The organism is Citrobacter sp. MGH105, from assembly GCF_001037485.2.
Taxonomy (GTDB): domain Bacteria; phylum Pseudomonadota; class Gammaproteobacteria; order Enterobacterales; family Enterobacteriaceae; genus Citrobacter; species Citrobacter portucalensis.
In genome coordinates, this window is the sequence record NZ_CP073048.1 from 2,561,223 (window position 1) to 2,575,377 (window position 14,155).

Annotated in this window: 14 protein-coding genes; 8 read left to right on the forward strand and 6 right to left on the reverse strand. The window is 50.3% G+C overall.

Annotation, left to right across the window (positions count from 1 at the left end):
- Nucleotides 1–54: 54 nt before the first annotated feature.
- From tehA to SK35_RS12270, 3 genes are all read left to right on the forward strand, one after another.
- Nucleotides 55–1,056, forward strand: a complete 1,002-nt coding sequence (gene tehA / locus SK35_RS12260; RefSeq protein ID WP_008784854.1) for a dicarboxylate transporter/tellurite-resistance protein TehA — start codon at nucleotides 55–57, stop codon at nucleotides 1,054–1,056.
- Nucleotides 1,056–1,652: a tellurite resistance methyltransferase TehB gene (gene tehB, locus SK35_RS12265; RefSeq protein WP_048214141.1), complete on the forward strand. Its 597-nt coding sequence runs from the start codon at nucleotides 1,056–1,058 to the stop codon at nucleotides 1,650–1,652. Before tehA ends, tehB begins: the two co-directional genes overlap by 1 nt.
- Nucleotides 1,653–1,807: 155 nt before the next feature.
- Nucleotides 1,808–2,482, forward strand: a complete 675-nt coding sequence (locus SK35_RS12270; protein ID WP_048214142.1) for a DUF3313 domain-containing protein — start codon at nucleotides 1,808–1,810, stop codon at nucleotides 2,480–2,482.
- Between the two features lie 37 nt (nucleotides 2,483–2,519).
- On the opposite strand, the gene SK35_RS12275 is transcribed toward SK35_RS12270, so the two are convergent.
- The gene (locus tag SK35_RS12275; protein ID WP_048214143.1) at nucleotides 2,520–3,428 is read right to left on the reverse strand and encodes a DMT family transporter; all 909 of its coding nucleotides are present in this window, start codon (nucleotides 3,426–3,428) and stop codon (nucleotides 2,520–2,522) included.
- 184 nt (nucleotides 3,429–3,612) lie between these two features.
- On the opposite strand from SK35_RS12275, the gene SK35_RS12280 reads away from it, so the two are divergent.
- Nucleotides 3,613–4,482 (forward strand): AraC family transcriptional regulator, encoded by an 870-nt coding sequence (locus SK35_RS12280; protein ID WP_048214144.1) that lies wholly within the window; start codon nucleotides 3,613–3,615, stop codon nucleotides 4,480–4,482.
- Here the strand turns inward: SK35_RS12280 and SK35_RS12285 are convergent.
- The gene (locus SK35_RS12285) at nucleotides 4,465–5,631 is read right to left on the reverse strand and encodes a benzoate/H(+) symporter BenE family transporter (RefSeq protein WP_048214145.1); all 1,167 of its coding nucleotides are present in this window, start codon (nucleotides 5,629–5,631) and stop codon (nucleotides 4,465–4,467) included. The two genes, SK35_RS12280 and SK35_RS12285, sit on opposite strands and share 18 nt — an antisense overlap.
- A 105-nt stretch (nucleotides 5,632–5,736) precedes the next feature.
- On the opposite strand from SK35_RS12285, the gene SK35_RS12290 reads away from it, so the two are divergent.
- Both SK35_RS12290 and rlhA read left to right on the forward strand, forming a co-directional pair.
- Nucleotides 5,737–6,273: a helix-turn-helix domain-containing protein gene (locus tag SK35_RS12290; RefSeq protein WP_048214146.1), complete on the forward strand. Its 537-nt coding sequence runs from the start codon at nucleotides 5,737–5,739 to the stop codon at nucleotides 6,271–6,273.
- A gap of 79 nt (nucleotides 6,274–6,352) precedes the next feature.
- A complete protein-coding gene (gene rlhA / locus SK35_RS12295) occupies nucleotides 6,353–8,314 on the forward strand; it encodes a 23S rRNA 5-hydroxycytidine C2501 synthase (RefSeq protein WP_020996388.1) in 1,962 nt (653 codons plus the stop codon).
- A gap of 3 nt (nucleotides 8,315–8,317) precedes the next feature.
- On the opposite strand, the gene SK35_RS12300 is transcribed toward rlhA, so the two are convergent.
- The 4 genes from SK35_RS12300 to SK35_RS12315 all read right to left on the reverse strand — a co-directional run bounded on the left by SK35_RS12300 (nucleotide 8,318) and on the right by SK35_RS12315 (nucleotide 11,276).
- Nucleotides 8,318–8,548 (reverse strand): DUF2554 family protein, encoded by a 231-nt coding sequence (locus SK35_RS12300; protein WP_003020233.1) that lies wholly within the window; start codon nucleotides 8,546–8,548, stop codon nucleotides 8,318–8,320.
- A gap of 189 nt (nucleotides 8,549–8,737) precedes the next feature.
- Nucleotides 8,738–8,863, reverse strand: coding sequence for a DUF2474 domain-containing protein (locus tag SK35_RS12305; RefSeq protein WP_003020230.1), 126 nt, complete (start codon nucleotides 8,861–8,863; stop codon nucleotides 8,738–8,740).
- Nucleotides 8,863–9,873, reverse strand: coding sequence for a cytochrome d ubiquinol oxidase subunit II (gene cydB / locus SK35_RS12310; RefSeq protein ID WP_048214147.1), 1,011 nt, complete (start codon nucleotides 9,871–9,873; stop codon nucleotides 8,863–8,865). Before cydB ends, SK35_RS12305 begins: the two co-directional genes overlap by 1 nt.
- The gene (locus SK35_RS12315) at nucleotides 9,873–11,276 is read right to left on the reverse strand and encodes a cytochrome ubiquinol oxidase subunit I (protein ID WP_048214148.1); all 1,404 of its coding nucleotides are present in this window, start codon (nucleotides 11,274–11,276) and stop codon (nucleotides 9,873–9,875) included. The genes cydB and SK35_RS12315 overlap by 1 nt, the downstream gene beginning before the upstream one ends.
- A 213-nt stretch (nucleotides 11,277–11,489) precedes the next feature.
- Here SK35_RS12315 and SK35_RS12320 point away from each other — a divergent pair, with 213 nt between their 5' ends.
- Both SK35_RS12320 and SK35_RS12325 read left to right on the forward strand, forming a co-directional pair.
- Nucleotides 11,490–12,497, forward strand: coding sequence for a Stealth CR1 domain-containing protein (locus SK35_RS12320; protein ID WP_048214149.1), 1,008 nt, complete (start codon nucleotides 11,490–11,492; stop codon nucleotides 12,495–12,497).
- A gap of 136 nt (nucleotides 12,498–12,633) precedes the next feature.
- Nucleotides 12,634–14,043, forward strand: a complete 1,410-nt coding sequence (locus SK35_RS12325) for an aminotransferase-like domain-containing protein (RefSeq protein ID WP_048214150.1) — start codon at nucleotides 12,634–12,636, stop codon at nucleotides 14,041–14,043.
- Nucleotides 14,044–14,155: the final 112 nt, after the last annotated feature.

Below are 14,155 nucleotides of genomic sequence, written 5' to 3' on the forward strand. Positions count from 1 at the left end.
ACCGGCAGATATTCCATAAAATGCATTTCAAATATACTTTAAAAAATAAACAAAATGAGTAAGAACAAACAGAGTGAACGGGTCCTCAATCTTCCGGCCGGTTATTTTGGCATGGTACTGGGTACAATTGGGATGGGATTTGCGTGGCGTTACGCCAGCCAGGTGTGGCCGGTGAGCCACTGGATTGGTGATGGCTTAGTCATCCTTGCAATGGTCATCTGGGGATTGCTGACGCTGGCCTTTCTGAGCCGTTTACTGCGTTTTCCGCATAGCGTACTGGCGGAAATTCGTCATCCGGTGATGAGTAGCTTTGTCAGTCTGTTTCCGGCCACCACGATGCTGGTCGCGATTGGATTTGTTCCGTGGTATCGACCGCTGGCGATTGGGTTATTCAGTATTGGCGTGGTCATACAGCTGGCATACGCAGCCTGGCAAACGGCAGGGCTGTGGCGTGGGGAGCATCCGGAAGAGGCCACCACGCCGGGTCTGTATCTGCCAACCGTTGCCAATAACTTTATCAGCGCCATGGCCTGTGGTGCACTTGGGTTCAACGATGCCGGATTGGTGTTTTTGGGCGCCGGGGTATTTTCATGGCTCAGCCTGGAGCCAGTGATTCTGCAACGTTTACGAAGCTGCGGCGAGCTGCCGACGGTTTTACGGACTTCACTTGGTATTCAGTTGGCACCCGCGCTGGTCGCCTGTAGCGCCTGGCTTAGCGTCAACGGTGGCGAGGGGGATACGTTAGCCAAAATGTTGTTCGGCTATGGTTTGCTGCAACTTCTGTTCATGCTACGCCTTATGCCGTGGTATTTGTCACAGCCATTTAATGCGTCTTTCTGGAGCTTCTCGTTTGGCGTGTCGGCCCTGGCGACAACGGGATTGCATCTTGGACACGGCAGCGAATCAGGATTTTTTCATACGCTGTCTATCCCACTGTTTATTTTTACCAATTTTATCATTGCATTATTACTGATACGTACGTTTGCATTGCTGATGCAGGGGAAACTGCTCATCCGCACGGAGCGTGCTGCATTACTGAAATCTGAGGATAAATAATGACCCTTTGCGACGAAAACTACTTTACTGAAAAATATGATTTAACCCGTACGCATTCCGATGTCGTTGAAGCGGCAAAAGTGGTTGCGCCAGGTAAAACGTTAGATCTGGGCTGCGGTAACGGCCGAAACAGCCTGTACCTGGCGGCAAATGGCTATGACGTTACCGCATGGGATAAAAACCCCATGAGCATCGCTAACCTTGAGCGCATCAAAGCGGCTGAGGGGCTGACCAACCTGAACGCGAAGGTCGCTGACCTTAATGCGTTGCGTTTTGAGGGTGAATACGATTTTATTCTTTCTACCGTTGTACTGATGTTTCTTGAAGCCAAAACGATCCCTGGCCTTATTGAGAATATGCAACGTTGTACTAAACCGGGTGGATATAACTTAATCGTCGCAGCGATGGATACTGATGATTTTCCGTGCACCGTTGGTTTTCCGTTTGCGTTTAAAACCGGAGAATTACGCAACTATTACAGTGGGTGGGATCTGCTGAAATATAACGAAGACGTAGGTGAACTTCATCGTACAGATGAAAACGGTAATCGAATTAAACTGCGCTTTGCCACCATGCTGGCACGCAAAACTGTCTGAACCTCGCGTCTGGGTTAACTCTTTCTGCGTTCAGCATTTTTTGTGCTGAGCGCAGAGATAAAATTGTGCGGTGCTTACCATTTTTAGTACATCCAAAATGAAACTGTTTTGCTATCCTTTTTAGGCATCATTGCGAAAACTAAAGGGATCGTTTCATGCGTACTCAAACTTTATTTAAAGTTGCAGCGCTTACTGGCTTGTTGGCATTATCCGGCTGTGCGTCAAAAGTGACCGAGCCGGATAAATATTCTGGGTTTTTAAAAAATTACTCTGATCTGAAGGAAACAAAATCAGCCTCGGGACAAACGGTACTCCGTTGGGTTGACCCGAGCTACAACGAATCCAAATATGACAACATCGTGTATAACCCGGTAACGTATTATCCGGTTCCGAAACCTACTACGCAGGTAGGGCAGCAGGTTCTTGATCAATTACTGACCTATACCAATACACAGTTGAAATCCGCCATCAGCAAGCGTAAGCCTCTGGTTACGACCCCTGGACCGCGTAGCCTGATTTTCCGCGGGGCGATTACCGGTGTAGCGACCAGCAAAGAAGGACTGCAGTTCTATGAAGTGGTCCCGGTTGCACTGCTCGTTGCGGGAACGCAAATGGCGACGGGTCACCGTACCATGGATACCAACCTCTATTTCGAGGGTGAGTTGATTGATGCAGCGACCAATAAACCGGTGATTAAAGTTGTACGTAAGGGTGAAGGTAAAGACCTGAACAACGAAAGTACGCCGATGGCGTTCGAAACGTTGAAGAAAGTTGTTGATGACATGGCGACCGATGCCTCCATGTTTGATGTGAACAAAAAACCACAATAAAAATGATGAACGCACCATCTCAGGATGGTGCGTTTTTTTATGCCACACGACGACGATAGAGTAGTTTACCCATCAGCGCTTCCGGTCGGGCAAACATCACCAGATTTCCCAGTAAGATCAACACCAATCCGGCAATTGCATTAACTTGCCAGATGTATCCTTCATACAATGTTGACAGCGTCAGCGCCACCAGCGGGAACAGCAGCGTGCTGTATGCCGCCTTACTGGGACCAATGCGACCTACCAGCGTGAAATAAGCGCCAAAGGCAATCACTGAGCCGAAAATAGCAAGATATAACAGCGCGCTAAGATAGCTGAATGTCCACTGTGGCGTGAAGTTGTCGCCGTGCACCAGAGCAATGGCCGCGATCAGCAATGTGCCGTACAGCATGGCCCAACTGTTGGTGGTCAGTACTTCCAACCCTTTTTTCTGGTGACGCAGACTGATCATATTACCCAGTGAGAAGCCGAAGGTTCCCAGAGCGCTCAAACCGATGCCCAGCAGCAGTGAATGATTAAACCCGCTGTTGAGCAAATCCTGCCAGAACAGAGTCACGATGCCCGTCAGTCCCAGACCCGCTGCAATATAGAAGCGCAGCGGTGGTTTTTGACCAAAAAAGATGAAGCTATTGACTGCATTGAACAGGACGGCCATTGAGAAAATCACCGACTCCAGGCCGGTATTAATCCACGCCGCAGCCGTATAAAAACACCAGAAGTTAAAGCAAAAAACGCATCCACCCTGTAACAGACAAAACAGATGATCGCGACCAGACAGTTTGCGTAATTTACCGCTTAGCAACAGGATCACTATCATCACCGAGCTGGCAACGGCGAAGCGCCAAAAGATAGAAACCGGTGCAGAAACCGGACCTTGCTGCAAATAAATCGCAATCCATGTCGTTCCCCAAATAACCACCACCAGGCAGTACAACAGTGCGTTCATACGACTCTCTCTTTATGCTTTCAGACTTACACTGTGTCACGACGGAATGCAGGAGACTTTCATCGGCTTGCGGTGGACTTGCAAAATCTTGCGCTTTTTTTAGCGTAATAGTGAAAAGGCAGCTGTTAACGATATGTAGCTGATATAGACTGAAAGCCTGCTAACTTATTTTGAATGTGATGGTATGTCTCAGCCCTACGGTGCCTTTGAAAACTTGCGCAAACATAATGCCGTGCTGCATGAATCGGTTGCGTTACATTCAGGGATCCAACTGGCGGCCTGGTCGAACAAACGCGATACCATCACCCAGTATTGCGATCATCATACGCTCAGTTTATACATCGCAGATGGTTACGAGAGTTACCACAAGACGGCGGGAGGCTGGAAGAATGGCGGGGGACCAGACCGTTTTTGCCTGATGCCGAAGGAGAGTGAGTCCAGTTGGGATATTCGTGACGATCTTTCCTTTGTTCATCTCTATTGTACAGACGCCCATTTGCGCGAAGTGGGTGAAAAAGTTTGGGACAAAAGCCCCTATAGTTTCACGCTGGACGAGCATACGTTTGGCAGTGACCCGGGGATCACGGCGGTTTACCGTCAGTTTTTGCTTGGTAACGACTGGCAGCAACCGGCCAATCACCTCACGCTTAGCGCGGCATCTTCACTACTGTTAACGCATCTGATCCAGCATTACAGCAATGTGCAATGGCGACTTCCCGTTGTCACCGGAGGGCTTGCGCCTGCCACATTGCGCAACGTGCTGGCCTATATTGAAGCACATCTGGCGTATCCCATAACGTTGAGCGATCTGGCAGGTGAAGCAGCGCTAAGTGAATTCCATTTTGCCAGAATGTTTCGCCAGTCGATGAATATGGCGCCTCATCAGTACGTCATGCAACGCCGTATGGCGCTGGCGCAGCAACTGGTCTGTTGTTCATCACGCAGCCTGTCGGATATTGCAATGGCCTGTGGGTTCAGTTCGGCGAGCCATTTCAGTAACCGGTTTAAACAAGTGACGGGTAAAACGCCAACGCAGCTACGCGCGGCGAAATAACGTCAACACTGAGTAGCAGATACCGCCGACGACCAGCCCCCAGAATGCAGACCCAACACCAAATACCGTCAGACCACTGGCCGTAACCAGAAAAGTCACGATGGCCGCATCGCGTTCTGCTTCATTATGTAAGGCTTGATATAAACTACCGCTAATCGTGCCAAGCAATGCCAGACCAGCAAGCATCTGGATCCAGCTTACGGGCAGGGCTGCCATCAGTCCTGTGACCGAACCGCCAAACACCCCAGCCAGAATGTAAAAGACACCCGCTGCCGCTGCGGCGAGCCAGCGTCGATTTGCATCTGGATGGGCTTCGGGGCTTTGGCAAATTGCGGCGGTTATGGCGGCGATGCAGATGGAATAGACGCCAAACGGCGAAAATAGAAATGCCAGCAGACCCGTAAAAACAATCAGGGGTGAAACGGGTAACGAATATCCCGATGCTTTCATGGTCGCAATACCGGGGGCATTTTGCGAAGCCATAGTAACCAGAAACAGCGGTAGCGCAATACTGATACTGTGGGCTAATGAAAAGTGTGGGGCAATAAACGCTGGCAATACCGGTGACAGATTAACACTATCGGTGACAATGTCACCTTTAACCAGGGCGATGGCTATACCTACCAACATTGCGGCGATTACGGCATACCTTGGGGCAATCACTTTTAGTACTAACCACGCCAGCAGCATGCTGCCGCACAAGATAAGCTCACTGTTCAGGCTATTGAACGCCTGCAAACCAAAACGCAGCAAGATCCCGGCCAGCATGGCCGATGCCAGCGAGTGGGGAATAATTTTCATCAGGCGGGCAAACAGCCCGGTTATACCGCACAGCACAATCAATGCATTAGCTACGATAAAAACACCGATTGCATCCTGAATCGATACCCCTTGCAGGCCCGTCACCAGCAGCGCGGCACCGGGCGTTGACCATGCGGTGAGTACAGGGGCGCGATACCACAATGTCAGCACCAGCGTACTGACCCCCATTGCTAGCCCCAGTGCGGTCATCCAGCCTGCGATTTGTCCGGTCGTCGCACCTGCGGCGAGCGCCGCTTGCCAGATAATGGCCGCTGAACTGGCGTAGCCGACCAGGACAGCCACAAAACCCGACAAAACTGTAGGCAAGGGGATGGAAAATGTGCGCATAGCAACTCCGCGTGCGTTATAACGGTCAGTCACTGTAGCACTGTGCGTTATAGCGTACAAGTGCTAAGCTGTAGCCCCGAGAAAGGAGAGCGACGAAGGAGAAAAATGGACAACTTAACCCACTATCTGGCCACAACGCTCAAGACGCTACGTCACCAGCGTGAATGGAGCCTTTCGCGTCTGGCGGAGGAAACTGGCGTCTCAAAAGCGATGCTGGGGCAGATTGAGCGCAACGAATCCAGTCCAACGGTGGCGACATTGTGGAAAATTGCCACTGGACTGAACGTCCCGTTTTCAACGTTTATTTCACCACCAGAGTCAGAAGGCACGCTAACATTCGATCCCCAGCAGCAGGCGATGGTCGTCACGCCGTTGTTCCCGTGGGATCCGCAACTGTGCTTCGATCATTTTTCGATACTGCTGGCACCCGGCGCGCTCAGTGAATCTACTCCGCATGAAACCGGCGTAATTGAGCACGTGGTGGTGATTAGTGGTCTGCTGGATATGTGTATTGAGGGGCAGTGGCGCACCCTTAAATCCGGTGAAGGTGTCCGTTTCGCCGGAGATACGGTACATAGCTACCGTAACAGTAGCGAGCAAACGGTTCATTTTCACTCGCTGATCCATTACCCACGCGGTTAATCGGGAAAACTATTTCGAAACGCCGCGCTTGTGACTACAATAACCGCCATTTTTACCGCTTGTGGATGGTAACAACTGTATGCGCCAGCAGCCTCATCACCTTGAATTGTTAAGCCCGGCTCGGGATACCGCCATTGCGCGCGAAGCCATTTTGCACGGCGCAGACGCCGTTTACATTGGTGGACCAGGTTTTGGCGCGCGTCATAACGCCAGTAATAGCCTGAAAGATATTGCTGAATTAGTGCCTTTTGCCCATCGTTATGGGGCAAAAATCTTTGTGACGCTAAACACGATCTTGCATGATGATGAGCTGGAGCCCGCACAACGGTTAATTACCGATCTGTATCAGACCGGCGTTGATGCCCTGATCGTGCAGGATATGGGGATTCTTGAACTGGATATTCCCCCGATTGAACTGCACGCCAGCACCCAGTGCGATATTCGCAGCGTTGAGAAGGCGAAATTTCTATCCGATGTGGGATTCACCCAGATTGTGCTGGCGCGCGAACTGAGCCTTGAGCAGATTAGCGCTATCCATCAGGCTACTGATGCGACCATTGAGTTTTTCATTCACGGTGCGCTGTGCGTTGCCTATTCAGGGCAGTGTTATATTTCACATGCGCAAACCGGACGCAGCGCTAACCGCGGCGACTGTTCCCAGGCTTGCCGTCTGCCGTATACCCTGAAAGACGATCAGGGACGCGTGGTGTCCTATGAAAAACATCTGTTGTCGATGAAAGATAACGATCAGACCGCCAACCTGGGCGCGTTGATTGACGCAGGTGTGCGTTCCTTCAAAATTGAAGGGCGCTATAAGGACATGAGTTATGTGAAGAATATTACCGCGCATTATCGCCAGATGCTCGACGCCATTATTGAAGAGCGCGGCGATCTGGCCCGTTCATCAGCGGGACGTACCGAACATTTCTTTACTCCATCCACAGAGAAAACCTTCCATCGCGGCAGTACCGATTATTTTGTGAATGCCCGTAAAGGGGATATTGGCGCATTCGACTCACCAAAGTTTATCGGTTTGCCGGTCGGCGAAGTCCTGAAGGTGGCGAAAGATCATCTCGATGTTGAGGTGACTGAACCGCTGGCAAACGGGGATGGCCTGAACGTGTTAATCAAACGTGAGGTTGTTGGATTTCGCGCCAACACCGTGGAAAAAACGGGGAACAATCGTTATCGGGTCTGGCCGAATGAAATGCCTGCCGACCTGCACAAAGTGCGTCCGCATCATCCGCTGAATCGCAACCTCGATCATAACTGGCAGCAAGCGTTAACAAAAACTTCCAGCGAACGCCGTGTTGCGATCGATATTGAGCTCGGCGGCTGGCAGGAGCAGTTGATTCTGACGCTCACCAGTGAAGAGGGCGTGAGTATCACCCATACGTTGGACGGCCAGTTTGAGGAAGCGAACAATGCGGAAAAAGCGTTGAGTAACCTACAGGACGGACTGGCAAAACTTGGTCAGACGATGTACTACGCCCGTAATATTCAGATGAATCTGCCGGGCGCACTGTTTGTGCCAAACGGTCAACTAAATCAGTTCCGGCGTGAAGCCGTTGATATGCTGGATGCAGCGCGCCTGCAAAGCTATCAGCGCGGTAGCCGCAAACCGGTATCTCAGCCAGCGCCGGTTTATCCACAAACGCACTTGAGTTTCCTGGCTAACGTCTACAACCAAAAAGCGCGTGAGTTTTATCACCGTTATGGCGTTCAGTTGATTGATGCAGCCTATGAAGCACATGAAGAAAAGGGCGAAGTGCCGGTGATGATCACCAAACATTGCCTGCGTTTCGCCTTTAACCTGTGTCCGAAACAGGCGAAAGGTAACATCAAAAGCTGGAAAGCAACACCGATGCAACTGGTTAACGGCGATGAAGTCCTGACGCTGAAATTTGATTGCCGACCGTGCGAAATGCACGTAATCGGCAAGATGAAGCACCACATTCTGAAGATGCCGTTGCCGGGCAGCGTCGTGGCTTCGGTCAGTCCAGAAGAACTGATGAAGACACTGCCGAAGCGCAAAGGTTAATCGTTAGCTCAGATGTGTATCGGGTTTGCGTGATTTTTGCCAGTGATGGTGTTCACGAAGATCGGCGGCGGATTCTTCCGCCGTCACTCGCAGCTCATCGCTGTCGGCCGTGTGTCGTAGTAAGTGATCGGCATCCTGCACCTGAAGATATTCATGTCCCTGATTAGTAGCGAAAAGTTGACCGGAAAAAAGCGCGCTGGCCAGCAATAACACCGTTAACCCTTTCTTAAACATCATGCACCCTCTGGTACGTTAGCTGCGGAATTGGCGATAATTTCGCCTGGTGACTATTCAATATTTTAATCGGGTTAATGACAATCTCTGTTTTGCCATTTCGATGTTTTTTACATATTTGTTTAGCCAGTGTTGGGATTTGTCACAACCGGGCAATACAGTGCTGCCCGGTTGTTTGCAAGGAGAGTATCAGGACTTAAATCCGGCGGCTGTCATCAGGAGACGAAAGAACATACCAACGGCGGCCAGGGCCAGCACGCTGCCGCCCCAGAGGATCACCAGCCACATCAGGCGTTTCCAGATTGTTTGTTGCATCAATGATACCCCTCACCATGTTGAACTTTCCCGCGGAAAACGTAGTAGCTCCAGAAGGTGTACACCAGGATTATCGGGATAATCAGCAGTGCGCCAACCAACATAAAGCCCTGACTTTGTGCCGGAGCCGCCGCCTGCCATAGCGTAATAGACGGTGGAATGATATGTGGCCAGATACTGATCCCCAGCCCGCTAAACCCGAGAAAAATCAGCCCCAGCGTTAATACAAAAGGCAGTGTATGGCAGTTATGTTGCCCCAGCGAACGCCACAGCCAGAGACTGATAAGCGCAACCAGCAGCGGAACAGGCATCAGGAACCACAGGTTGGGCAGGCTAAACCAACGCTCGGCAATCGCGCTATGTGCCAGTGGTGTCCACAGGCTGATAATGGCAATCACAACCAACATTGCCAGCAGCAGTTGTTTGGCCACACTGCGCATTTTATCCTGCAACGGATTTTCGCTTTTCATCACCAGCCATGTCGCCCCCAGCAGGGCGTAAGCCACGACCAGACCAACACCGCAGAACAACGTGAACGGGGTCAACCAGTCGAAAGGACCGCCGCTGTAGCTGCGTCCGGTAACGGAAAATCCGTTAAGTACGGCGCCCACCACGACACCTTGCGTGAATGTCGCGAGGATTGAACCGCCGAGAAAGGCTTTATCCCAGAATGGTCGGTGAGCCGGTGTGGCTTTGAAGCGAAACTCGAACGCGACGCCGCGAAAAATCAGGCCGATTAGCATCAGGGTCAACGGGATCGTCAGCGCATCGACAATCACCGCATAGGCCAGGGGGAAAGCGCCGAATAATCCGGCTCCGCCCAACACCAGCCAGGTTTCATTGCCGTCCCATACCGGGGCGACGCTGTTGACCATAACATCGCGGTCGTCAGCGTCCTGAATCGCTGGGAATAAAATGCCAATCCCGAGATCAAAACCGTCCATCACGATATACATCAGCGTGGCGAAGACGATAATCACAAACCAGATAACTGATAAATCGATACCCATTAGCGATGTGCCTCCGGTTGAGAATCGAGGACGGCGGCTGAAAGCGGCCGGGCAGGCGTGCCTGTTGGCGGAATGGTCGGGTCATCTTCCTGTGGCCCTTTACGGATCAGGCGGATCATGTAGCTGTAACCCACGCCAAACACTGAGCTGTACACCACAAAGAAGGACAGCAGGCTGATGCTCATATGTAAATCGCCATGTGCAGAAACCGCATCCGCCGTACGTTGCAGACCGTAAACCACCCAAGGCTGACGGCCAACTTCAGTGGTCACCCAACCGGCAAGGATGGCAATCAGACCGGAGGGGCCCATCCATAAGGCAAAGCGCAGAAAAGGGCGCGAGGTGTATAAACGCTGCTTATAGCGCAGCCACAGGGCAAACGCGCCCAACAGGATCATCAGCATGCCTAGCCCGGCCATTATGCGAAACGACCAGAACACCATGGTGGAGTTGGGCCTGTCTTCTTTAGGAAACTCTTTTAGGGCCGGGACCTGTTTGTCCAGACTATGGGTCAGGATCAGACTGCCCAGCGCCGGGATTTCCAGCCCATAGCGGGTGCGTTCCTGCTCCATATCCGGCCAGCCGAACAGCAGCAGCGGAGTCGGTTCACCGGGGCGATTTTCCCAGTGTCCTTCAATCGCAGCAATTTTTGCCGGCTGATGCTTCAGCGTATTCAAACCGTGCATATCGCCAATCAAGGCCTGCAATGGAGCGACGATTAATGTCATCCACAGCGCCATCGAAAACATCGCTCGAATTGCTGGTGTGTTATTCCCGCGCAGCAAATGCCATGCCCCCGAGGCGGCAACAAACAACGCGCTACTCAGGAAGGCGGCAACCGACATATGCAGCAGACGATAGGGGAACGAAGGATTGAAAATAACGGCGAACCAGTCGACGGGAACGACCTGGCCGTTAACTATTTCATAGCCTTGCGGTGTCTGCATCCAGCTGTTGGAGGCGAGGATCCAGAAGGTTGAAATAATGGTACCCAGTGCGACCATGCAGGTGGCAAAGAAATGAAGTCCTGGACCAACCCGATTCCAGCCAAACAACATCACCCCAAGGAAACCAGCTTCGAGGAAGAAGGCGGTTAATACTTCATAGGTCAGTAACGGCCCAGTGATACTCCCGGCGAACTCGGAAAAACCACTCCAGTTGGTGCCGAACTGATAAGCCATCACCAGCCCGGAAACTACACCCATACCAAAATTTACGGCGAATATTTTCGACCAGAAATGGTACAGCGATCGCCAAATGGGATTTTTCGTTTTTAGCCATAGCCCTTCCAGCACAGCCAGATAACTGGCGAGCCCGATAGTAATAGCCGGAAAGATGATGTGAAAGGATACCGTAAACGCGAACTGGATCCTTGCCAGGTGAAACGCGTCAAGACCGAACATGCTTAACTCCGCAGGCAAAATTGATTTAGCGCAATTCTAAGTCTGAGGAGCAGTGGAAGGCAGAAACAGAACAGTTCTTTTTAACCATAACAGTTGCACAATTGCTATAGCTTTCACAAAAGATGGAATCCTCAATATTGATGCCTTGATTAGTTCAAACATTGAATTGGCACTTTGTTATATTCGCCGAAAATTATTCATTGGAACAATAAAATGAGCGGAATCGACTTTGTCGTTTTGTGGGTTGACTCAAGTGATTTAGCTTGGCAGGCGAGTTTTGCCAAGCATAAAGCGGCGGGTTGCCATGATGAGGGGGCTAGGCATCCGGCGCGTTTCAGAGATATGGGTATTTTTAATTATTGGTTCAGGTGTGTGGAAAAATATGCGCCATGGGTAAGAAAGATACATTTAGTTACATGCGGACAGATTCCCGCATGGCTTAATGTGAATCATAAAAAGTTAAACATTGTTTTTCATGAACAGTTTATCGAAAACAAGTACTTGCCTACATTTAACTCTAATGCGATAGAGCTTAATATTCATAAGATAAATGATCTGAGCGACAAGTTTGTCTTGTTTAATGATGATATGTTCATTACGGCACCGCTGGCTGAAGATTTCTACTTCGATAATGGAAATCCAAATGACTTTTTGATTTTAAAGAAAAATCCTCCAACCAACAAAGATAATCTCATCATGGCCTCATCAGATTTTCTCAACATCAGCATATTAAATAGCCACTTTAGCAAGCGTGTGATGATGCAGGAAAATAAGAATAAATATTACAGCATGTGTTATAAAAGACGGCTACTGAAAAATTTCGCTAACCGAAAAGAAAAGTTTTTCGAAGGGTTTTATAGTCGACACATTCCGCAACCATTTTTGAAAAGTACGTTCAATGAGATATGGCAGGTGGAAGAACAGTTGCTGAGGGAAACAGTCAGTAAGAAATTCCGCGAGCCTTTGTGCTTAACGCAATACTTATTCCGATATTGGCAGTTGGCGAATGGGAAATTTAACCCTAAAAACCCTATAAAGAGAGGTAAGTATTTCAATTTATCCTCTAAAAGCATAAACGATGCTATCAAAACACTAACCGATGGAACTGCTCAAACCTGTTTTAATGACACCGAGATACTCAACGATTTTGATGCGGTGACCGACAAATTGCGCACAGCATTTGAAAATGTGTTTAGTGAAAAGTCAGGATATGAGATTTAAGACAATAACAGTTTAGGTTTCACTTGGCAGGCTGCAACTTCGGCATTGAAACAAAGCTATTCATAACAGTTAGTAAAAATGTAGAGATTATGTAAACTGATATACATGATGGTGGTTACCTGAACGGATTTTCAGAATGAAAAAGTACCAGCGACTGGCAGAGCAAATTCGCGATCAAATTGCGTCTGGCGTATGGCAGCCAGGCGATCGCTTGCCATCCTTGCGTGAGCAGGTGGTCAGCAGCGGAATGAGTTTTATGACCGTCGGACACGCATACCAGTTGCTGGAAAGCCAGGGTCGGATTATTGCCCGACCGCAGTCTGGTTATTATGTCGCCGCGCGCCCCGAACGTGAACTTGCTGCGCCACAGGTGCAGGTCATGCGCGATGAAGCGGTGGATATCAATACCTACATTTTTGATATGTTGCAGGCCAGCCGGGATGCGTCAGTGATGCCCTTTGCCTCCGCATTCCCCGACCCGCGTCTGTTTCCACTTCAGCAGTTGAACCGCTCGTTGGCGCAGGTGAGTAAAACTGCCACCGCCATGAGCGTGATTGAAAACCTGCCGCCGGGGAATGCTGAGCTGCGTCATGCCATTGCCCGTCGCTATGCTCAACAGGGGATGACCATTTCACCGGACGAAATCGTCATCACCACCGGCGCGATGGAAGCCCTCAACCTGAGCCTGCAAGCAGTCACCGAACCGGGTGATTGGGTAATTGTCGAAAACCCCTGTTTTTACGGGGCGTTGCAGGCCCTGGAGCGATTACGTCTGAAGGCGCTTTCGATTGCCACCGACGTAAAAGAGGGGATCGATCTCACCGCGCTGGAGCAGGCGTTGCAGGAGTACCCGGTAAAAGCCTGCTGGCTAATGACAAACAGCCAAAATCCACTGGGTTTTACGCTCAGCGCAGAGAAAAAGGCGCGTCTGGTTGCCTTGCTGGAAAAATACCACGTAATACTGATTGAAGATGATGTTTACAGCGAGCTGTACTTTGGCCGCGAAAAACCGTTGCCCGCCAAAGCCTGGGATCGCGCCGACAGCGTTCTGCATTGTTCGTCCTTCTCGAAGTGTCTGGTACCAGGATTTCGTATTGGCTGGGTGGCAGCAGGGAAACATGCCCGGCGTATTCAGCGACTCCAGCTAATGAGCACCTTATCTACCAGTTCGCCCATGCAGCTTGCCCTTGTTGATTATCTTTCAACCCGGCGCTATGACGCGCATTTACGGCGCTTGCGTCGGCAACTGGCGGAACGTAAACAACAGGCCTGGCAAACGCTGCTGCGTCATCTTCCGGCGGAAGTCAACATTCACCACAACGACAGTGGTTATTTTCTGTGGCTGGAGCTGCCGGAACCGCTTGATGCCGGTGTGCTCAGTACCCATGCGCTGGCGCACCACATCAGTATTGCGCCGGGGAAAATGTTCTCGACCTCGGGAAGCTGGACACGTTTTTTTCGTTTTAATACTGCATGGCACTGGGGAGATCGCGAAGAGCAGGCCGTAAAACAGCTTGGTAAATTAATTCGTGAAATGATGAAATAAACCATAACGCGCTATTCAATATAAATGAATAGCGTGTTCTTATTTTCGAAATAGTGAATGCTGAACCACGGTATTATTTATATCGGGTGCGTCCATACAAAATATCAATAGT